This is a genomic window from Pseudomonas sp. B21-015, from assembly GCF_024749285.1.
Lineage (GTDB): Bacteria > Pseudomonadota > Gammaproteobacteria > Pseudomonadales > Pseudomonadaceae > Aquipseudomonas.
Window position 1 is genome coordinate 1849649 of sequence record NZ_CP087196.1, and the last position, 21220, is coordinate 1870868.

The following is a 21220-nucleotide window of genomic DNA, read 5'->3' on the forward strand; positions in this document are numbered from 1 at the left end:
TCGCACTTTCCTCGGAATAATCGGCTCTTCCTTTCGCCCATTCGTATTTATCGATGGGTGCCAGATATAAAACTCGTTATTCAGCGGGTTCTATCCGACATACGATCATGTGGTGTGTGGTGTTCACAGTTGGGGTGAACATCCGGTCAGTACTCATTAGAAAAAGAGCCTAGATGATAAAGCACTATATGGATGCGTCGGTCAGTGTCAGTCCTTTGGAGCTGGACAGTGATATTCAGGAGTTGGGGGCATTGGAGCGGGCATTAAGTTCTGCAGATGTTTCTCAACCTGTTCCGCGTTATGTCAAAACACTTCGAGAACTTAGAAAAGCGTCGCAAACAATTAGTTGTCATCGCGACGAGATCAAGTTCGGGGTCACTTTTGGAGAACGTTTGAAAGAACTGGGTGACGACTTCGGTTTGTCCCCGAAGCACTTTTCGGTCAATACCAGTGGCTCACCGCTGCTCATCAAGGAGCAGGTCGGAGAACACCTGATTTCGCCCACTCATTTTGAAAACGGTGCGTATTTCAGCCACCCCCATGCCGATCATCAGCTCGATCACTCGGCGCAGGATTTGCCTTCGATCAAGATTGGACAGTATGTGCGTTTTGGTCGTAACGCTGCGGTCAATGCCGGCGGCGATGTGGATATAGGCGATGGTGTCTGGCTATCGCCGGGAAGTCAGTTACTGCGTCAGGACCATGACCCGTATGGTCGGCTCTCCATCGGCTCGCGGACTGTCGCGATGACGCGCCTGCCACCGGTGCGACTGTGCGATTACGCGTGGGTCGGGCGTGAAGCGATTGTGGGCTGGAACGCGGATTACCTGGGTAAGGCGAGCATCGTCGGAATCCGTTCCTTCCTCAATACATGGGTCGGCGATTATTCCATCGTTGGCGATCAGGGAAAGATCCTGCAATATCTGCCGTTCAAGGCTCACCTCATGGAAACCTACCAGCCGTCGATCGAGCAGGCGCTGCAAGTCAGCGATTGGGCCGCGATCAATTCGGACTGGTTGATGATCTACCGTGACAGCCCGAAGCGCGAGACGCCGACATTGCCGGCACCACTGGCGGAGTATCTCGACACGCCGGGCAAAAAGTCCGTATTGCTGATTGCCCCATCCGATAACGCTCAGCTTCAAGCGTTCGGCCAGCACAGCCTGGATGTCATTTCCAGTTCCCGGCAGCCGTTTGCCCATCACTTGCAGTGGGCTCAGGACTACGGCCATAAGCAGCTCAGGTTGCGCGCCGATCTGGATTTTTCGAGGTTGCCATTCGCCTCGGCCGGCGACTTTCACTATCGCCGTCGATTGGGTTACTCACTGATTGTCGCCAACAGTTCGCCTGTCGAGGCCGAGCCTTGCCGAGTCTATGTCAATGAACTGGCCCGGGTGCTGGCGACGCAGGCACTGTTGTTGGTGCCCATTACGGATGTGTTGCAGACGCAACTGTCTGTGTATCAAGACTTGTTCCATCTGCAAGGGGAAGTCGAGTTCGACGGAGCCTCTTTCATGTTAATGAAGAAGATCTAACGGAGGCGTCAATGCCGTACTTATTACTTTCACTCGCTGCCGTGTTCTGGGGCGGTAATTATGTCGTCGGCAAGTTGATGGTGGTGGACGTTGATCCGGTGCTGCTGTCGCAACTTCGATGGCTGATTACCAGCGCTTTACTACTGCTGGTTAACTATAAAGCCGTGATCGCCAGTTTGCCGGCCGCACGTAAGTCATGGTTGACCCTGGTTATGTTGGCGATCTGTGGCCAAGTTATATTTCCGCTGACCTTATATATCGGTTTGCAATACACCAGTTCGTTGAATGCGGCGATTTACCTGTCGGCCACGCCGTGTCTGGTACTGGCCCTCAACCGTTTCGTTTTCAGTGATTTCATCTCCAGGTCGAATATGCTTGGGGTGGTCATCAGTACGGTGGGTGTGTTCTGGCTGGTGACGATGGGGCATCTGTCCGATTTGAGCTTCCTGGAAGGCTTCAACAAAGGCGATTTCTGGACCATGGCCTCGGCTTCCAGTTGGGCTGTCTATTGCTCCTTTTTGCGGACGAAGCCAAAAAACATCGCCGGCAATGCGTTCGTGACGTATTGCGCGGTGGTGGGGGCGCTGTGCCTGATTCCGTTCAGCCTGGGTATTTGGGTGTTGCACCCTGATCTGACGTTCAACCTGGGGCAGGGCGCTGCACCGTGGCTGGGCCTGGCGTATCTGGTGATCTTCCCGTCCTGGCTGTCGTACTTGTTCTGGAGCAAAGGTATCGGTGAAATCGGTGCCACCCGTGGTGAGATCTTCACTCACTTGGTGCCACTGTCCGGTGGGCTGTTCAGTATCGTGTTCCTCGACGTGCAACTGCACGCCTATCACCTGGTCAGTCTGGTGCTGATTGTATTTGGGGTGATCCTCTGTTCCATTAAAAGGCGGGCACCGGTGGTACTGCGCACGGAGGCGGCTTGATGGACAGAATCATCGATTCGGTCGACCGTCACGGTGTGCGGTGGGTGGGGGTTGTGCAGGGCAAGGGGGCATCGGCTACGGTCTGGCAGGTCGAAGATGCCGAAAGTTCTCAGGTGTTGGCTGTGCGATTCATGCGTAGCAAGCAATCCTGGGAGCAATTCAAAAGCAATTTGTCCTTGGTAGCGGTGCCGCTTGAAGCGCTTTCATTGATGACCTTTAACGTGCCGCTGCGGCCCGCACGGGATGCCGTGTGCATGGTGAGCGGTTTTGGTTACACGCATCGCTCGGTCAATGGTCTGCCCATGCCCCAGAGGTCCTCGCCGGACTGGTACTACAAAGGTAACGGCAAAGGGTTGGTGGCCGCTTCCCGGGCGATCAAGTCACCGTGTCATGCCAGTGGCGCGGGAATCGAGATCGAGTATGCCTGTGTGTACCTCATCGACGACTGCCGAAATCCCCGCTATATCGGTTACACCTTGGCGGTGGACTTTTCTGACCCGGTGCTGCGTCACACTCAACCCGGGCTGGCTGGTCTCTCCAAGTTGCGCAATACCGCGTTGTGCCACGAGCTGGTGATCGCAGAACCACCGCGCTACTCAGTGGTGAGGAGTTCGATTGTCCGGCGTGGTGAAACCGTGTGGGACAAACAGTCGCTATTAGGGCTGGATCAGTTGATGTTTGCCAAACGTGAACTCGAAGCCCTGTTGTTCCAGCATGAAGAGCTTTGCGAGCCCGGTACGGTTCACTATGTTTTGCTCGGTGCCTCGTTAAGCACCGACAAGGATGCCTTCGAGTTGCAGCACGGTGACGTCATTCGGGCGAGCAGCCAGGAGGATGGACTGCAACTGTCCAACCTCTTCGAGGACGAGGTGGTGCGGCAATCGTGTAACTGCTGACGGGGGCCCGGCCCGTTACCTTTCCGTCAGCGGTAAGCGGGCCGGTTTTTCGAAGTCCAGCACCCATTGCGCAAGCGCTCTGGGGGCTGGTTTGCCAGGGTGATCGAAAAACACGAATTCGGTGGTCAGCGAGGCATATGAACCACTCAGGAAATATGTTTGCACCTGGTCACTGCGGCAGCACGAATCGACCAGTGACAACGGCACCAGGGCAACGCCCACGCCGTTGATCACATTAGAAAACAACAGCGGATAAGAGCCACACTCGATGATTTTTTCCGGGGTGATATTGCCCATCATGAATAGTTCGTCGAGATTACGTTGCGAAGCGCTGCGCCGGCTGTTGACCAGGAACACTTGGCCACTGAACGCTTTCAGGTCCTGGATGGCGGGGTGTGCTGCGCTGTAGATCAAGGCCAGCGGATCGTTGAACAGCGTTACCCGGCGATAATGCGAAGGTGCAAAGCCTGCGCCGACAATCACTGCGTCGAGCTTGCCGGCCTCAAGATCCTTGAGCAGCGACTGTGTATTTCCAATGCTGACATCCACTGCCAGCCCGTCGGGATTGGCAACGATGCTTTGCAACAGGCTCTGGCGAGTAATAGTGAGGTTTTCGATGACCCCCAAACGCACCCGTGTTTCGGTTTTTGTCTGGCTCAGGCTGGCTTGAGCGCGAGCAACCAGTTCGAGGATTTGTGAGGCGTAGGCATAGAGCTCCTTGCCTGGCGCCGTCATCGTGATACCGCGACCGGAGCGTTCAAACAGCTTGGTATCGAGCCGTGATTCGAGTGTCTTGATGCGGAAGGAAATACTGGATTGAGCGCGGTTTAACCTGATCGCTGCCTGTGTGACGCTGCCGTAGTCAACAATCGCTTTGAAAGCGTCCAGTTCAGCAATTTCCATAGTCACGCACTCTTTGCTCCATAACGGGCCGAAGGTTTTCGGGCCGTGGCAGGACCTGCTTTGAGCCCTGCACCGCTCTATTCTGCATGTTGTACGGCTATTTCGTAATACTTGCTTACAAGTATTTAAGCGGGTGTTTAGTGAGGAACGCAATCGCCTCGGCAATAAACCGTTGCCAGGTAGCGACAGGCTTCAATTTCTATAAGCAAAAAAAGCCCCGCCTGGATCACCAGGCGGGGCTTTTTAGTGGCCGATGGAATTAGACGAGGGGTTTAGGCTCGTGCTCTTTTTCCTGGGCTTGCTCGTGTTGCTCTACCGCTTCTTGAACGGAGCGCGGTGCTTCGTCGATCACGGATTCAGCCGGTTCGGCAGCGACTTCAGCGGCCGGGGCAGGGACTGCCTCGACGACTTCAGCAACAACCGGTGCTGGCTCGGCAGCGGCCGGAGCAGCAGCGGCAGCCAGTTCGGCTTCTTTCTGCAGACGCTCGGCTTCACGCTTGCGACGACGTACTTCACGCGGGTCGTTCGGCGCACGGCCACTTGGGGTCAGAGCGCTGACAGGGGCGGCTTCAGCCACCGGTGCAGCCTCTTCGGCAACAATCGGCGCTTCAACAACCGCTGGAGCAGGCTCGGCAGCAGCAGCCACAGGCTCGGAGACCATGGCTTCAGCAGCCGGAGCTTCAGCGACTGGCGCTGGAGCTTCGACCGCTACAGGTGGCTCGGCAACCCAGTTGAACGTGGTTTGTTCTTCGCGAGCTTCACGCACCGGTTCAGCCGGCGCTTCAACCACAGGCTCGGTAGCAGCCACTGGTTCAGCGACGACGGCCGGTGCAGCGGCAGCTTCAACTTCAACTTCAGGCTGTGCTTCACGAACCGGTGCCACTTCGATTTCCGGAGCGGCGGTGACGGCTACTGGCGTGGTCGCTTCAACCACTGGCGCTTCAACCGGAGCAGTTTCCAGTGTGGCGGCAGTGGCGCGTTCTGCTTGCTCGTTGGCTTGTGCTTCAGCAGGTGCGCTGATCACGGAGCTGGCAACGGCTGCGGTAACAGCCAGGCCGGCGGCCAGATCGGCAGCGCTTGGCGCTTCGGCGTTTTCAGCCGATTCGGACTCTTCCGAACCTTCGATCACGTTGCCATTGGCATCGCGTTGACGTTCACGACGGTTGCTGCGACGACGCTGGCCACGGGAGCGGCGGCGTGGACGATCGCCTTCGGCGCCTTCCTGACCGTCTTCCTGCAGTTGCTCTTCGTTGGCTGGCAACTCTTCTTCGGCAACGGCGGCAGCGGCTTGTTCGGTGCGTGGTTGACGTTCTTCACGCGGTGGGCGTGGAGCGCGTTCTTCGCGTGGCTGACGGGCCGGACGCTCTTCAGCGTTGGCAGCGGCGGCCGGAGCGGCATCCAGAGGCTCACGCAGTTCACGAACCGGGCGTTCTTCGCGCTCGCCACGAGGCTTGCGATCTTCACGCGGGGCGCGCGGTGCACGTTCTTCACGAGGGGCGCGTGGTGCACGCTCTTCACGTGGAGCGCGTTCTTCGCGGGCGACTGCCGGAGCTTCTTCGCGGGCTTCGCGCGGCTCACGTGGTGCGCGTTCTTCACGCGGTGCACGTTCCTCACGAGGCTTGCGTTCATCATCGCGGCGACCGTTACGGTTGCGGCTCTGCTGACGACCGTTGCGACGCTCTTCGTTGCGAGCAGGGCGTTCGGTGACTGGCTTTTCAACCACAACCGGCGCGGCAGGCTCTTCCTTGGTCGCGAACAGGCTGACCAGCGACTTCACCAGGCCTTTGAACAGGCTTGGCTCAGGCGCGGCGGCCGGTGCAGCCACCGGAGCGGCGACGACTTCGGTTGGAACCGGAGCGTTGGCGCGGGCCGGAGCGGTCTTGACCGCGGCTTCCTGGCGAACCAGGGTGCGGGTCGCGGCGGCTGGCTGGACTTCTTCGACTTCGGCAGCGGCGGCAGCGATTTCGTAGCTGGACTGGTTGATGCTGGCTTCCGGGCTGTCATCGCGCAGACGCTGAACTTCGAAGTGCGGCGTTTCGAGGTGATCGTTCGGCAGAATGACGATGCGGGCACGGGTGCGCAGTTCGATCTTGGTGATCGAGTTGCGTTTTTCGTTGAGCAGGAACGCAGCCACCGGGATTGGCACTTGTGCGCGAACTTCGGCGGTACGGTCTTTCAGGGCTTCTTCTTCGATCAGGCGCAGAATCGCCAGCGACAGCGATTCAACGTCGCGGATGATGCCGGTGCCGTTGCAACGCGGGCAGACGATGCCACTGCTTTCGCCCAGCGATGGACGCAGGCGCTGACGGGACATTTCCAGCAGGCCGAAGCGCGAGATGCGACCGACTTGCACGCGAGCGCGGTCGGCTTCCAGGCATTCGCGGACTTTCTCTTCCACGGCGCGCTGGTTCTTGGCAGGGGTCATGTCGATGAAGTCGATGACGATCAGGCCGCCGATGTCGCGCAGGCGCAACTGACGGGCGATTTCTTCGGCGGCTTCAAGGTTGGTCTGCAGGGCGGTTTCTTCGATGTCGCTGCCTTTGGTGGCGCGCGCCGAGTTGATGTCGATGGACACCAGGGCTTCAGTCGGATCGATGACGATGGAGCCGCCGGAAGGCAGTTCGACGACACGCTGGAAGGCGGTTTCGATCTGGCTTTCGATCTGGAAACGGTTGAACAGCGGAACGCTGTCTTCGTACAGCTTGATCTTGCTGGCGTACTGCGGCATCACCTGGCGAATGAAGGTCAGGGCTTCGTCCTGGGCTTCAACGCTGTCGATCAGCACTTCGCCGATGTCCTGGCGCAGGTAATCGCGGATGGCGCGGATGATCACGTTGCTTTCCTGGTAGATCAGGAATGGCGCGGAACGATCCAGCGAAGCTTCTTTGATGGCGGTCCACAGTTGCAGCAGGTAGTCGAGGTCCCACTGCATTTCTTCGCTGCTGCGGCCAAGGCCGGCAGTGCGAACGATCAGACCCATGTCGGCCGGGGCAACCAGGCCGTTCAGGGCTTCACGCAGTTCGTTGCGCTCTTCACCTTCGATGCGACGGGAGATACCGCCGGCACGCGGGTTGTTCGGCATCAGCACCAGGTAACGACCGGCCAGGCTGATGAAGGTGGTCAGGGCGGCGCCCTTGTTGCCACGTTCTTCTTTTTCGACCTGAACGATGACTTCCTGGCCTTCGCTCAGGACGTCCTTGATGTTGACGCGGCCTTCGGGGGCTTTCTTGAAGTATTCGCGGGAGATTTCTTTGAGGGGCAGGAAGCCGTGGCGCTCAGAGCCGAAATCGACAAAGGCAGCCTCGAGGCTTGGTTCGATGCGAGTAATCCGGCCTTTATAGATGTTGGCCTTCTTCTGCTCGCGTGCACCGGATTCGATGTCCAGGTCGTAGAGGCGCTGGCCATCTACCAGTGCAACACGCAACTCTTCGGGTTGAGTTGCGTTAATCAGCATTCTTTTCATGTAGTACCGTCGGTTTCCGGGCTGCCGGAAACGGCGTTCGGCACACACGACTTCTCACGGTCGGTGTCAGGTGCGTCAGGAGTGGTTGGCCACTCCAGTGTCTAGCGAACCCCGGCCAATTGGGCCGGTGTCGCGACGTACGCGTCCTGCTTGCTGTGGCTACTTAAGCACTCAGTCAGGAGGAGGAATCAACCGGCGGCTGTGGACGAGATGAAGCGTCTTGATAAAGCCTATTGCTACACAGTCCAGCGGTTGTGCATCTCCACCCTACACGTATCCCTGATAATTCGGGTGCTGCCGCGCGCAGAATCCGCAGCGGGTTGGCATTTACCGTGAGCTCCGAAAGGGGAGGTCACGCATCATGGCTAATTTAGGCGTTGTTTCCGAAGCCTTCGCTCGGGGTCGTTCGCAGCTGACTGCACTTTGTGAACTGGCCGTGAATATTTGCTCGGAAGGCGAGTGAAAACTCTGCTTTGCGGCATGATTCAGGCCTTATGTCACCTGCGCTTGTTACAACTGAAAACTCTGCCGTTACGTAGCGAAAGCCCCGTAGGACGGCCTCTCGTCCTCGTGAATTGCGTTGGTCAGGGCCGGTTTTTGACCGTTAGTCCGCTGTCCAGGCCACTTTTGGCGGCGTTCGCGACTATAGCAGCAATGATTAAGTGCTTCAATTCCATAAAAAATTGTTATCATCCGCGCCATGACGACTACTGCCCCTTCGACTCCAGGCGTACAACTGCTTGAGGTCTCGCCGGAATATGCCGGCCAACGTATTGATAATTTCCTTCTCGCTCGGCTCAAAGGCGTGCCCAAGACCTTGATTTACCGCATTTTGCGCAAAGGCGAAGTGCGGGTGAACAAAGGTCGGATCAAGCCCGAATACAAGCTGCAGGCGGGCGATATCGTGCGCGTGCCGCCGGTTCGCGTGCCTGAGCGCGACGAGCCTGTGCCGCTGGCCCAGGGGTTGCTGCAGCGGCTCGAGGCTTCGATTGTGTACGAAGACAAGGCGCTGATCGTGATCAACAAGCCTTGCGGCATCGCGGTTCATGGTGGTAGCGGCCTGACTTACGGGGTGATCGAAGCCTTTCGTCAGCTGCGTCCCGATTGCAAGGAGCTCGAACTGGTTCACCGTCTCGACCGTGATACGTCCGGCCTGTTGATGATCGCCAAGAAGCGCAGCATGTTGCGCCACTTGCACACGGCATTGCGCGGCGATGGCGTCGATAAGCGATATATGGCGCTAGTCCGTGGTAACTGGGCGGCCTCGATCAAGCAGGTCCGTGCGTCGCTGGGCAAGAGTAATCTGCGCTCCGGCGAGCGCATGGTCGAGGTCGACGAGGAGGAGGGGAAGGAGTCCGTGACCGTGTTCAAGGTCCTGCGCCGCTTCGGCGACTTTGCCACCATGGTCGAGGCCAAGCCGATTACCGGCCGGACTCACCAGATCCGCGTCCATACTCTACATGCCGGGCATTGCATTGCCGGTGATACCAAGTACGGCGATGAGGGCTTCAGCAAGGAGATTCGCGATCTGGGTGGCAAGCGCCTGTTCCTGCACGCCTACATGCTGACTGTACCGCTGCCGGACGGCGGAGAGCTGAAATTGCAGGCCCCTGTCGACGAGATGTGGGCCAGGACCGTGGAGCGATTGAGTGCACCCATCTGATTACAAACTGCTGATTTTCGATTGGGACGGTACGCTCGCAGACTCCATTGGTCGGATTGTCGAGGCAATGCACGTGGCGTCCGAGCGCTCCGGCTTCCCGTTACGCGATGATTTTGCCGTCAAAGGCATTATCGGACTCGGATTGCCGGAAGCGATTCGCACCTTGTATCCCGAGATCGGCGATGGCGAGCTGATGGCGTTCCGTGATTATTATGCGGAACACTACATTGCGGCGGAGGCTGTTCCTTCGCCGTTGTTCGAGGGCGTGCTCGAGTCGATGGAAGCGTTTCGTGCTGACGGCTATCACCTGGCGGTTGCCACCGGCAAGGCACGGCGTGGGCTGGACCGGGTGCTGAAAGCCCATGGCTGGGAAGATTATTTTGATGTCACCCGTGCGGCCGATGAAACGGCCAGCAAGCCCCATCCGTTGATGCTTGAGCAAATCCTCGCCCATTGCGAGGTTCGCCCGGAGCAGGCGCTGATGGTCGGGGATTCGTCCTTCGATCTGCAGATGGCGCGCAATGCCGGCATGGATTCGGTGGCGGTCAGCTATGGCGCGCAATCGATTGACGCGTTGAAACTGTTCGAGCCGCGACTGACCATTGATCGTTTTTCAGAATTGCATGCCTGGCTGAGTCAGCGGGCTTAACGGTTTTTTGCTGGGGTAAATGTCATGACCGACGAATGGAAAGCGCCCGCCAAAGCGAGCGCAGAGAGCGGTGAAGAGAAAAGCTGGAAGCTGCTGGAAAAGGCTCTGCTGGCCAGTGTGCAGGAGCATCGCCGGTCCCGTCGCTGGGGGATTTTCTTCAAGCTGCTGACCTTTGCATATGTGTTGGTTGCGTTGTTCTTGTTCACGCCGCTGATGGATGTGGAAAAAAGCGCTACTCGCGGTTCTGGTTACACGGCGCTGATCGATATAACCGGCATGATTGCCGAGAAAGAGCCGGCCAGTGCTGACAATATCGTCGGCAGTCTGCGTGCGGCCTTCGAGGACAAGAAGGTCAAGGGTGTGATCCTGCGGATCAACAGCCCGGGCGGCAGTCCGGTGCAGTCGGGTTATGTCTACGACGAGATCCGTCGTTTGCGCGGCCTGCATCCGGATACCAAGGTTTACGCGGTGATCTCGGATCTGGGGGCTTCCGGTGCCTATTACATCGCCAGCGCGGCGGATCAGATCTACGCCGACAAGGCGAGTCTGGTGGGTTCCATTGGTGTGACGGCGGCGGGTTACGGTTTTGTCGGCACCATGGAGAAGTTGGGTGTCGAGCGTCGTACCTACACCTCCGGTGAGCACAAATCGTTCCTCGATCCGTTCCAGCCTCAGAAACCTGCGGAAACCGAATTCTGGCAGGGCGTGCTCGATACCACTCATCAGCAGTTCATCAGTAGCGTCAAGAAGGGGCGTGGCGATCGTCTCAAGGACAAAGAGCATCCGGAGTTGTTCTCCGGGCTGGTCTGGTCGGGTGAGCAGGCATTGCCGCTTGGCTTGATCGATGGTCTGGGGAATGCCAGTTCGGTGGCGCGTGACGTGATTGGTGAGAAAGAGATGGTGGACTTTACTATCGAGGAGTCGCCGTTTGATCGCTTCTCGAAAAAGCTCGGTGCCAGCGTGGCTGAGCATTTGGCGATGTGGATGGGCTTCCAGGGGCCGTCGTTGCGTTGATCGCTTGGCTGCATATCGAAACCGGCCCTCGTGGCCGGTTTTTTGTGCGAGCGCCAGCTGCTACACGGATACGGTTCAGGGAATCTGCACGCCTTCGGCCAACAACATGTCGACCAGGCGAATCAGCGGCAGGCCGATCAGGCTCGTGGCGTCAGGGCCTTCGGTGTTTTGAAACAGGCTCACCCCCAAACCTTCGGCCTTGAAGCTGCCAGCGCAGTCGTAGGGCTGTTCGGCGCGCAGGTAGCGTTCGATGCGTGCCGGGTCGAGCGCGCGCATGTGCACGGTAAAGGGTACGCAATCGACCTGGCAGTCGCCTGTCTGGCTGTTGAGCAGTGCCAGGCCGGTCAGGAAGGTCACGCTGGCGCCGCTGGATGCCAGCAGTTGTTCGCGGGCCTTTTCGAAGGTGTGAGGTTTGCCGATGATCCGCTCGCCAAGTACTGCGACCTGGTCCGAGCCGATGATCAGATGGGCGGGATGGCTGGCTGCCAGTGCGCGGGCTTTTTCTTCGGCGAGGCGTTTTACCAGTTCGATGGCTGACTCGTCGGGGCGATGGCTTTCGTCGATATCCGGCGAGCTGCAAGTAAACGGCAGCTGCAAGCGGGCCAGCAATTCCCGGCGATAAACCGAGCTTGAAGCGAGTAATAAAGGCAGCATGCGCATCTCCAAAGGGCAGGGGCGAATTCTAGCGAGGCTTCCAAGTGACGGACAGGGCTGAATTTCCTTTGACATGGCCGGGGGCATCCCTATAATGCTGCGCCTATGTTGAATGACCCGATTCCACCTCACGTTGACCCGCGCAAATTGGCTGACCGTGGCACCACCCTTCAAGGTGAAATGCTGCTGGCCGATTTGGAGAGACTCTGCGACCCGCTTTCCGACAATGTCGGTACGGTGCAGGCTAAATTCGTTTTTGAACGAGATGAACGTAAGTCTGTGGTAATCCACAGCTTTATCGACACCGAAGTCAAAATGGTTTGCCAGCGTTGTCTTGAGCTGGTCACCCTGCCGATCCATAGCGAATGCAGTTATGCTGTGGTGAAGGAGGGTGCGAATACCCAGTCGTTGCCGAAAGGTTATGACGTGCTGGAACTGGGCGAAGATCCTTTGGATCTGCAGTCACTGATCGAGGAGGAGCTTCTGCTCGCCTTGCCCATTGTGCCTGCTCATCATCCGGAAGAATGCCAGCAGCCGGCGGGAGCAGATGAGCCCGAACCGAGCGAGGACGAGGTAACGCGGTCCAACCCGTTCAGTGTATTGGCGCAGTTAAAGCGTGACCCAAACGTTTAGGAGTTAATCAATTATGGCTGTTCAGCAGAACAAAAAATCCCGCTCTGCCCGTGACATGCGTCGTTCGCACGACGCTCTCGAGGCTAGCACCCTGTCTGTAGAAAAAACCACCGGTGAAGTTCACCTGCGTCACCACGTATCGCCAGAAGGCGTATACCGTGGCCGTAAAGTGATCGACAAGGGCGCTGACGAGTAATCCTTGTCCGCTCAAGTCATCGCGATTGACGCAATGGGCGGGGACTTCGGTCCCCGCAGCATTGTTCAGGCCAGCCTTGCTTGTCTGTCTGCTACGCCCTCGCTGCACCTGACCCTTGTCGGTCAACCCTCCCTTCTTGAAGAATTGATTGCCAGCCATTCGGCGGTGGATCGCGCGCGCCTGTCGATAGCGCCGGCGTCCGAAGTCATCACCATGGACGAAAAGCCAGCCCAGGCCTTGCGTGGCAAGCCCGACTCGTCAATGCGCGTGGCGCTGGAGTTGCTGCGCGATGGCAAGGTCCAGGCCTGCGTCAGTGCCGGCAATACAGGTGCGCTGATGGCGTTGTCACGGTTCGTGCTCAAGACCTTGCCGGGCATCGATAGGCCGGCGATGATCGCGGCCATACCGACGCAGAAAGGTTACTGCCAATTGCTCGATCTGGGTGCCAACGTTGATTGCAGTGCCGAGCATCTGTTGCAGTTTGCGGTGATGGGGTCGGTCGCGGCAGAAACCCTGGGCGTCGTTCGCCCGCGGGTCGCGCTGCTGAATATCGGCACCGAAGACATCAAAGGCAATCAACAGGTCAAGTTGGCGGCAACCTTGCTGCAGGGCGCACGCGGGCTCAACTACATCGGTTTTGTCGAAGGCGACGGTTTGTACCGTGGCGAGGCGGATGTGGTGGTGTGTGATGGCTTTGTCGGCAATATACTGCTCAAGTCCAGCGAAGGTCTGGCGACCATGATTGCCGGGCGCATCGAGGCCTTGTTCAAGAAAAATTTCGCCTCGAAAGTGGTTGGTGCTTTGGCGTTGCCGTTGATGAAGCGCTTGCAGGCCGAGCTGGCACCGGCGCGGCACAATGGTGCAAGTTTCCTCGGTTTGCAGGGAATTGTCGTGAAAAGTCACGGTTCGGCGGGGGTTCAAGGCTTCCAGAGTGCAATTCAGCGCGCCTTGATCGAGATCCAGGAAAACTTGCCGGAACGGCTTCATGGGCGCCTGGGGGATTTGTTGCCTTAGGCGTTTTCGTCGGACAATGCTTAAATGTGACCGCTCAGTTCAATTGGCCATCCAACTGTCAGTTTCTTGCGTTCCTCAAGCGGGACGTCAATTTTCCGACGACAAGATCATTAGGGGCTTGTTACATGTCTGCTTCCCTCGCATTCGTCTTTCCAGGACAGGGTTCGCAGTCCCTCGGCATGCTGGCCGAGTTGGGCGCGCAACATCCGGTGGTCCTCGAAACATTCAAAGAAGCTTCCGATGCTCTGGGTTACGACCTGTGGGCACTGACCCAGCAAGGGCCGGAAGAGCAACTCAATCAAACCGATAAAACCCAGCCGGCCATTCTGACCGCCTCGATCGCCTTGTGGCGTCTGTGGCTGGCTGAAGGCGGCGCGCGCCCGGCTTACGTTGCCGGTCACAGCCTGGGCGAGTACAGCGCCCTGGTGGCTGCGGGCAGCCTGAGCCTGGGCGACGCAGTGAAACTGGTAGAGCGTCGCGGTCAATTGATGCAGGAAGCCGTTCCGGCCGGGCAGGGTGGCATGGCCGCGATCCTCGGTCTGGACGATGCTGACGTGCTGGCAGCCTGTGCCGAAGCGGCGCAGGGCGAAGTGGTCAGCGCGGTCAACTTCAACTCCCCGGGTCAGGTAGTGATCGCCGGTGCCAAGGCTGCGGTCGAGCGCGCCATCGAAGGCTGCAAGGCTCGTGGTGCCAAGCGCGCCATGCCGTTGCCGGTCAGCGTGCCGTCCCACTGCGAGCTGATGCGCCCGGCCGCCGAGCGGTTCGCCGAGTCGATCGCAGCGATCGACTGGCAAGCGCCGCAGATCCCTGTGGTACAGAACGTCAGTGCTGACGTGCCGGCTGATCTGGAAACCCTCAAGCGCGATTTGCTTGAACAGCTCTACAAGCCTGTACGCTGGGTCGAGTCGGTCCAGGCGCTGGCTGCCAAGGGTGCGACCGAACTGGTCGAGTGCGGCCCTGGCAAAGTACTTGCCGGTCTGAACAAGCGTTGCGCCGAAGGCGTGTCGACCTCTAACCTCAATACCCCAGACGCTTTCGCTGCCGCCCGTGCAGCGCTGGCCTGAACAAGGAGAAGCTTGCATGAGTCTGCAAGGTAAAGTTGCACTGGTCACTGGTGCCAGTCGTGGTATCGGCCAGGCTATCGCCCTGGAGCTGGGTCGTCAGGGTGCCATCGTTGTCGGCACCGCGACCTCCGCTTCGGGTGCCGAGCGTATCGCCGCTACCCTGAAAGAAAACGGTATTCAGGGCACTGGCCTGGAACTCAATGTCACCAGCGACGAGTCCGTGGCGGCCGTACTGGCGAGCATTCAGGAGCAATTCGGTGCGCCGGCGATCCTGGTCAATAATGCCGGCATCACCCGCGATAACCTGATGATGCGGATGAAAGATGACGAATGGCATGACGTCGTCGATACCAACCTGAACAGTCTGTTCCGCCTGTCCAAGGGCGTCTTGCGCGGTATGACCAAAGCCCGTTGGGGACGAATTATCAGTATTGGCTCGGTTGTGGGTGCCATGGGCAACGCAGGCCAAGTAAACTACGCTGCCGCCAAGGCCGGTCTGGAAGGTTTCAGCCGTGCACTGGCGCGTGAAGTCGGTTCGCGTTCGATTACGGTAAACTCGGTGGCCCCAGGGTTCATCGACACCGATATGACCCGCGAACTGCCCGAGGCGCAGCGTGAAGCCTTGCAGTCGCAGATTCCGCTGGGTCGTCTGGGGCAAGCTCAAGAGATCGCGTCTGTGGTCGCTTTTCTTGCATCCGACGGTGCGGCTTACGTTACTGGGGCTACAATCCCGGTGAACGGCGGGATGTACATGAGTTAAATGTGACGGATTGCTTCAAAAAAATGTCATACGAGCTGTCTAAAATCCGTTATAAAGCTGCAATCTATTTATAGGCAGAGGGCCGCGGGGTTTGAGGAGTGAAGCTTTCAGTTGAAAAACTGAAAAGTCTTTCTATACACTTACCCACTGGCCAGCTGCCTGAATTTGTCCATTAGGAGTGAAAACAAGGTATGAGCACCATCGAAGAGCGCGTCAAGAAAATCGTTGCTGAGCAACTGGGCGTTAAAGAAGAAGAAGTGGTCAACACTGCTTCCTTCGTTGAAGACCTGGGTGCCGACTCCCTTGACACCGTTGAGCTGGTGATGGCTCTGGAAGAGGAATTCGAGACCGAAATCCCTGACGAAGAAGCTGAGAAGATCACTACTGTACAAGCAGCAATCGACTACGTTACCAGCCACCAGGCGTAATAGTTTTTAGTCGTCGCTCGCTGTCATGGAAAAACCGCACTGCCATCATGGCGTGCGGTTTTTTCTTTAGGCCTGATGCAAAGTCGTCATTTGAAAAAAGGAGAGTGCTGTGTCGCGTAGACGCGTCGTAGTCACCGGTATGGGTATGTTGTCGCCACTGGGCACGGATGTGCCGAGCAGCTGGCAGGGTATTCTGGCTGGCCGCAGTGGCATTGGTCTGATCGAACACACCGACCTTTCTGCCTATTCCACCCGTTTTGGCGGCTCGGTAAAGGGCTACAATGTCGAGGAATACCTGTCGGTCAAGGAAGCTCGCAAGCTCGACCTGTTTATTCAATACGGTCTGGCTGCAGGTTTTCAGGCTGTGCGTAACGCAGGTCTTGAAGTGACCGACGCCAATCGCGAGCGTATCGGCGTGGCCATGGGTTCGGGTATCGGCGGTCTGACCAATATCGAAGACACCAGCCGCACGCTGCATGATTCTGGCCCACGACGGATTTCTCCGTTTTTCGTGCCTGGCTCGATCATCAATATGATTTCCGGTTTCCTGTCCATCCACCTGGGTGCACAGGGGCCTAACTACGCCATCGCCACGGCGTGTACCACCGGTACGCACTGCATCGGCATGGCGGCACGCAATATCATGTACGACGAAGCCGACGTGATGATTGCCGGTGGTGCCGAAATGGCGGCTTGCGGCCTGGGCATGGGCGGCTTTGGTGCCTCCCGCGCACTGTCGACCCGCAACGACGAGCCGACCCGTGCGAGCCGTCCATGGGACAAGGGCCGTGATGGCTTCGTGCTGTCCGACGGTGCCGGCGCGCTGGTTCTCGAAGAACTGGAGCACGCCAAGGCCCGTGGCGCGACCATCTACGCCGAACTGATCGGTTTCGGCACCAGTGGCGACGCCTACCACATGACCTCGCCACCGGCCGATGGCGCGGGTGCTGCGCGTTGTATCACCAATGCCTTGCGCGATGCGAAGATCAATAGCGATCAGGTTCAGTACATCAACGCTCACGGTACCTCGACCTCGGCCGGTGACCTCGCCGAAGCCTGTGCGATCAAATCCGTGTTCGGCGATCACGCCTACAAGCTGGCAGTCAGTTCGACCAAGTCCATGACCGGTCACTTGCTGGGTGCGGCGGGCGCAGTCGAGGCGATTTTCAGCGTACTGGCCATCAACAGCCAGGTAGCTCCGCCGACCATCAACCTCGATGAGCCGGACGAAGGCTGCGACCTCGACTTCGTACCCCACACCGCGCGCGGCATGGATATCGACGTGGTGCTGTCCAACTCCTTCGGGTTTGGTGGTACCAACGGTTCGCTGGTGTTCCGTCGGTTCGCTGACTGATGGACAGCTGGGTCGACGGTCAACCGGCTGACGCTTTGTCGCTGAAGGATCGCGGCCTGGCTTATGGCGATGGTCTGTTCGAGACCCTCTTAGTCAAGGGCGGGCAACCGTTGCTGCTGGATCGACATCTGTCGCGTCTGGCCGAAGGTTGTTCGCGCCTGGCGATTACCATCGATCGTGAACTGATCCGCGCGGAACTGCTGGCCTATGCTGCCGCATTGGGTGAGGGCGTGCTCAAACTCATCCTCACCCGCGGCGACGGCCTGCGTGGTTACGCCCCCGACCCCTCGGCTCAGGCTCGACGCATTCTGCAAGGCAATCCTCCCGCTGCCTATCCGGTGGTTCATGCGAAGCAGGGCGTTCGTCTGTTTCCTTGTGCGACACGGCTTTCCAAACAGCCATTGCTCGCCGGTCTCAAGCATTTGAATCGTCTGGAGCAGGTCATCGCCCGTTCCGAATGGCAGGATACCGAGCATGCCGAAGGCTTGATGCTGGATCAGGCCGGGCGGGTGATCGAAGGCGTGTTCAGCAATCTGTTCCTGGTGCGCGATGGTGTGCTGGTTACGGCTGATCTCAAACGCTGTGGCGTGGCGGGCGTGATGCGCGCAGAATTATTGTTTCAAGCCGAGTCATTGGGAATTCCCACGCAAGTCACCGATATCACCCTCGATCAGCTGCAATGGGCTGATGAGGTCTTTGTCTGCAATAGCGTGTATGGCGTTTGGCCGGTGCGCGCCTATGCCGCGCTGAGCTGGCCGGTTGGCCCGCTCACCCGTAAACTCCAAACCATTGCCCGTGCGCTACTGGATGCTTGATTCGTGAGACGTAAATTCTTGCTGCTGCTGGAAACCGGGCTGGTTCTGGCGGGGCTGTTGGCGGGCGCTAGTGCCTGGAAAATTCATTCGGCGCTGGAACAGCCGCTGAACATCACCCAGGGAGAGCTGCTGGAAGTGCCCAGGGGCACTACACCGAACCGCACTTTCATTCGACTTGAAGCCGATGGCGTCATCAAGGACGCTTTCTGGCTGCGCGTGTACTGGCGCTTCAACCTGGCGGGTCAACCGCTGCACAGTGGCGAATACCGCATGGTTCCCGGCATGACCGTCAACGGGCTGATCGACCTGTGGAAGCGCGGGGAAATGGTGCAATACAGCCTGACGTTGGTCGAAGGCTGGAATTTCCATCAGGTTCGCGCGGCCCTGGCCAAGGATGAAAAACTCGAGCAGACCCTCAACGGGCTGAGCGACAGCCAAGTGATGGACAAGCTCGGGCACAGAGGGATTTTCCCCGAAGGGCGATTCTTCCCCGACACGTATCGTTTTGTGCGGGGCATGACCGACGTCGATCTGCTCAAGAAAGCCTACGACCGCCTCGACGAGGTCCTCGCCAAGGAATGGAACCAGCGCGCTGCCGATGTTCCCTACACCGAGCCCTATCAGGCACTGATCATGGCCTCGTTGGTGGAAAAGGAAACCGGTGTACCGCAGGAGCGTCGGCAGATTGCCGGTGTGTTCGTGCGGCGCATGGAGATGGGCATGCTGTTGCAGACCGATCCGACTGTGATTTATGGACTGGGTGATCGTTACAACGGCAAGTTGACCCGCGCTCATCTCAAGGAGCCGACGCCGTATAACACTTACATGATTGCTGGCCTGCCGCCCACACCCATCGCGATGGTGGGCCGCGAAGCGATCCATGCGGCATTGAATCCGGCGGACGGCAACAGCCTGTATTTTGTCGCGCGCGGTGATGGCAGCCACGTGTTCTCCGATGATCTGGACGCCCACAATAATGCGGTGCGCGAGTTCCAGATCAACCGACGTGCCGATTACCGTTCCAGCCCTGCGCCGACTGTTACGCCGCAAACGGAGGACGCTCAGGCGCCTATCCCGGCGGCTTCACCCGATACGGCGCCTGAAGACATGCCGCCCGTAGCGCCGCAAGATCCCGTGCAAGACTCTGTAGAAGAGCCTGCACAAGAACCTGCGCCAGCACCCGAAGCGGATGCGCCCGTGCCGCAAAGCCCGCAATGACTCTGACTAAGGACTGCCTGTGACTGGCTTGTTTGTTACCCTGGAAGGCCCGGAAGGTGCCGGCAAGAGCACCAACCGCGAATACCTGGCCGAGCGTCTGCGCGCTGCCGGGATCGAGGTGGTGTTGACCCGGGAGCCCGGCGGCACACCTCTGGCCGAACGGATCCGTGACGTGCTGTTGGCACCGGTCGATGAGGTCATGAACCCCGACACCGAGCTGCTGTTGGTGTTCGCCGCGCGAGCCCAGCATCTGGCCGAGGTGATCCGTCCGGCGCTGGCCCGTGGCGCGGTGGTCCTGTGCGATCGCTTTACCGATTCGACCTACGCTTATCAGGGCGGTGGTCGTGGATTGTCACTGGAGCGCATTGCGACCCTCGAAACGTTCGTCCAGGGTGATCTGCGCCCGGACTTGACGCTGATTTTCGATCTGCCGGTAGAAGTAGGGTTGGCCCGCGCCAGCGCCCGCGGTCGGCTGGACCGCTTCGAGCTCGAAGGCCGAGGTTTTTTTGATGCGGTGCGCACTGCCTTCCTCGAGCGCGCCAAAGCGGATCCTGCGCGTTATGTCTTGGTGGATGCCGCTCAGCCGCTGGCGCAGGTTCAGCAGTCTCTGGATGCCTTGCTGCCACGCCTGCTGGAGTTGACCCGTGGCTGAAGCCTATCCGTGGCAGGACAGTCTCTGGCAGCAATTGGCCGGCCGTGCCCAGCACGCCCACGCCTATTTGCTGCATGGCCCGGCCGGGATCGGCAAGCGTGCGCTGGCCGAGCGCTTGATGGCCAGTTTGTTGTGCCAGCGTCCGACCGCCCAGGATGCTTGCGGCGAGTGCAAGTCCTGCCTGCTGTTGAAGGCTGGCAGCCACCCCGACAACTACATTCTGGAGCCGGAAGAGGCGGACAAGGCGATCAAGGTCGATCAGGTGCGCGATCTGGTCAGCTTCGTGGTTCAGACCTCGCAGATGGGCGGTCGCAAAGTGGTGCTGATCGAGCCGGTCGAGTCGATGAACATCAACGCCGCCAACGCCTTGCTCAAAAGCCTTGAAGAGCCGTCCGGCGACACCGTACTGCTGTTGGTCAGCCACCAGACCAGCCGTCTGCTGCCGACCATCAAGAGTCGTTGCGTGCAGCAGGCCTGTCCATTGCCGAGCGAAGCCATGAGCCTGGCGTGGCTGGCCAAGGCGTTGCCGGACTGCTCGGAAGAGGAACGCATTGAACTGCTGACCCTCGCCGCCGGTTCGCCACTGGCCGCAGTCAAATTGCAGGCACAGGGCGTGCGTGAACAGCGGGCGCTGGTGGTCGAGGGCGTGAAGAAGTTGCTCAAGCAACAGCAATCGCCGACCCAGTTGGCCGAGGAGTGGAAAACCATTCCCATGTTGCTGCTGTTCGACTGGTTCTGTGACTGGTCGAGCCTGATTCTGCGTTATCAGTTGACTCAGGATGAAGCAGGGCTGGGGCTGGCGGACATGCGCAAGGTGATTCAATACCTGGCGCAAAAAGCCGCTCAGGATAAAGTCCTGAATATCCAGGACTGGATTCTCGCCCAGCGCCAGAAAGTCATGAGCAAAGCCAACCTCAATCCGGCGCTGTTGCTGGAGGCGCTGTTGGTGCAATGGGTATCCTTGCCTACCCAGAAGTGACCTAGACTCCGATCATCAGACAGTGGAGGTCAGCATGAACGAACCCGTCAGTCCGGGGCCAGGGCCGCGCAATGGTATTTTGTCCTTGACCATCAAGGACAGGTCCGTGCTCTATGCGGCCTACATGCCATTCATCAAGAACGGCGGCCTGTTTATCCCGACCAACAAGAGCTACAAGTTGGGCGATGAGGTCTTCATGTTGCTGCACCTGATGGACGAACCGGAAAAGATCCCGGTCGCCGGCAAGGTGACCTGGATCACCCCGAAAGGTGCCCAGGGCAACCGGGCCGCCGGGGTCGGCGTGCAGTTCAACGAAGGCGACAACACCGCGCGCAGTCGAATCGAAACCCATTTGGCCGGAGCCCTGAAGTCCGACCGTCCCACTCATACGATGTAAGTTG

21 protein-coding genes are annotated in these 21220 nt (G+C 58.8%); 18 read left to right on the forward strand and 3 right to left on the reverse strand.

The window, feature by feature from the left end:
* Window positions 1-188: 188 nt before the first annotated feature.
* Genes LOY38_RS08415 through LOY38_RS08425 form a run of 3 tightly spaced genes read left to right on the forward strand, consistent with a single transcriptional unit; the run spans window position 189 to window position 3360 of the window.
* Complete coding sequence (locus LOY38_RS08415; protein ID WP_258699610.1) at window positions 189-1535, forward strand: hypothetical protein; 1347 nt, start codon at window positions 189-191, stop codon at window positions 1533-1535.
* Between the two features lie 11 nt (window positions 1536-1546).
* Window positions 1547-2464: a DMT family transporter gene (locus LOY38_RS08420; protein ID WP_258699611.1), complete on the forward strand. Its 918-nt coding sequence runs from the start codon at window positions 1547-1549 to the stop codon at window positions 2462-2464.
* Complete coding sequence (locus LOY38_RS08425) at window positions 2464-3360, forward strand: hypothetical protein (protein ID WP_258699612.1); 897 nt, start codon at window positions 2464-2466, stop codon at window positions 3358-3360. The genes LOY38_RS08420 and LOY38_RS08425 overlap by 1 nt, the downstream gene beginning before the upstream one ends.
* A 15-nt stretch (window positions 3361-3375) precedes the next feature.
* On the opposite strand, the gene LOY38_RS08430 is transcribed toward LOY38_RS08425, so the two are convergent.
* Both LOY38_RS08430 and rne read right to left on the reverse strand, forming a co-directional pair.
* A complete protein-coding gene (locus tag LOY38_RS08430; protein ID WP_258699613.1) occupies window positions 3376-4263 on the reverse strand; it encodes a LysR family transcriptional regulator in 888 nt (295 codons plus the stop codon).
* 259 nt (window positions 4264-4522) lie between these two features.
* Complete coding sequence (rne, locus tag LOY38_RS08435) at window positions 4523-7726, reverse strand: ribonuclease E (RefSeq protein ID WP_258699614.1); 3204 nt, start codon at window positions 7724-7726, stop codon at window positions 4523-4525.
* 700 nt (window positions 7727-8426) lie between these two features.
* Between rne and rluC the strand changes: the two genes are divergently transcribed.
* The 3 genes from rluC to LOY38_RS08450 are packed head-to-tail and all read left to right on the forward strand — an operon-like array spanning window position 8427 to window position 11052.
* Complete coding sequence (gene rluC / locus LOY38_RS08440; RefSeq protein ID WP_258699615.1) at window positions 8427-9389, forward strand: 23S rRNA pseudouridine(955/2504/2580) synthase RluC; 963 nt, start codon at window positions 8427-8429, stop codon at window positions 9387-9389.
* Entirely contained in the window at window positions 9376-10038 is a 663-nt protein-coding gene (locus tag LOY38_RS08445) for an HAD-IA family hydrolase (RefSeq protein WP_258699616.1), read from the forward strand. Before rluC ends, LOY38_RS08445 begins: the two co-directional genes overlap by 14 nt.
* 24 nt (window positions 10039-10062) lie before the next feature.
* Window positions 10063-11052, forward strand: coding sequence for a S49 family peptidase (locus LOY38_RS08450; protein WP_258699617.1), 990 nt, complete (start codon window positions 10063-10065; stop codon window positions 11050-11052).
* Window positions 11053-11127: 75 nt separating this feature from the next.
* On the opposite strand, the gene LOY38_RS08455 is transcribed toward LOY38_RS08450, so the two are convergent.
* Window positions 11128-11706 (reverse strand): nucleoside triphosphate pyrophosphatase, encoded by a 579-nt coding sequence (locus LOY38_RS08455; protein WP_258699618.1) that lies wholly within the window; start codon window positions 11704-11706, stop codon window positions 11128-11130.
* Between the two features lie 105 nt (window positions 11707-11811).
* On the opposite strand from LOY38_RS08455, the gene LOY38_RS08460 reads away from it, so the two are divergent.
* The 12 genes from LOY38_RS08460 (at window position 11812) to LOY38_RS08515 (ending at window position 21216) form a co-directional block, all read left to right on the forward strand.
* On the forward strand, window positions 11812-12339 hold the full coding sequence (locus LOY38_RS08460) for a YceD family protein (protein WP_007942001.1): 528 nt from the start codon (window positions 11812-11814) through the stop codon (window positions 12337-12339).
* A gap of 13 nt (window positions 12340-12352) precedes the next feature.
* A complete protein-coding gene (gene rpmF, locus LOY38_RS08465) occupies window positions 12353-12535 on the forward strand; it encodes a 50S ribosomal protein L32 (RefSeq protein WP_003179396.1) in 183 nt (60 codons plus the stop codon).
* Between the two features lie 3 nt (window positions 12536-12538).
* Entirely contained in the window at window positions 12539-13549 is a 1011-nt protein-coding gene (plsX, locus tag LOY38_RS08470) for a phosphate acyltransferase PlsX (protein ID WP_258699619.1), read from the forward strand.
* Between the two features lie 125 nt (window positions 13550-13674).
* Window positions 13675-14613 (forward strand): ACP S-malonyltransferase, encoded by a 939-nt coding sequence (gene fabD / locus LOY38_RS08475; protein ID WP_258699620.1) that lies wholly within the window; start codon window positions 13675-13677, stop codon window positions 14611-14613.
* Window positions 14614-14629: 16 nt separating this feature from the next.
* Window positions 14630-15373, forward strand: coding sequence for a 3-oxoacyl-ACP reductase FabG (gene fabG / locus LOY38_RS08480; RefSeq protein ID WP_150717479.1), 744 nt, complete (start codon window positions 14630-14632; stop codon window positions 15371-15373).
* 191 nt (window positions 15374-15564) lie between these two features.
* A complete protein-coding gene (gene acpP / locus LOY38_RS08485; RefSeq protein WP_003175607.1) occupies window positions 15565-15801 on the forward strand; it encodes an acyl carrier protein in 237 nt (78 codons plus the stop codon).
* A gap of 109 nt (window positions 15802-15910) precedes the next feature.
* Window positions 15911-17155 (forward strand): beta-ketoacyl-ACP synthase II, encoded by a 1245-nt coding sequence (fabF, locus tag LOY38_RS08490; RefSeq protein WP_258699621.1) that lies wholly within the window; start codon window positions 15911-15913, stop codon window positions 17153-17155.
* Window positions 17155-17970, forward strand: coding sequence for an aminodeoxychorismate lyase (pabC, locus tag LOY38_RS08495; protein ID WP_258699622.1), 816 nt, complete (start codon window positions 17155-17157; stop codon window positions 17968-17970). The genes fabF and pabC overlap by 1 nt, the downstream gene beginning before the upstream one ends.
* A 3-nt stretch (window positions 17971-17973) precedes the next feature.
* Complete coding sequence (mltG, locus tag LOY38_RS08500) at window positions 17974-19188, forward strand: endolytic transglycosylase MltG (RefSeq protein ID WP_258699623.1); 1215 nt, start codon at window positions 17974-17976, stop codon at window positions 19186-19188.
* A 19-nt stretch (window positions 19189-19207) separates the two neighbouring features.
* On the forward strand, window positions 19208-19840 hold the full coding sequence (gene tmk / locus LOY38_RS08505; protein ID WP_258699624.1) for a dTMP kinase: 633 nt from the start codon (window positions 19208-19210) through the stop codon (window positions 19838-19840).
* Window positions 19833-20819: a DNA polymerase III subunit delta' gene (locus LOY38_RS08510; protein ID WP_258699625.1), complete on the forward strand. Its 987-nt coding sequence runs from the start codon at window positions 19833-19835 to the stop codon at window positions 20817-20819. Before tmk ends, LOY38_RS08510 begins: the two co-directional genes overlap by 8 nt.
* Window positions 20820-20853: 34 nt before the next feature.
* Complete coding sequence (locus LOY38_RS08515) at window positions 20854-21216, forward strand: PilZ domain-containing protein (protein ID WP_258699626.1); 363 nt, start codon at window positions 20854-20856, stop codon at window positions 21214-21216.
* The last annotated feature ends 4 nt before the right edge of the window (window positions 21217-21220 follow it).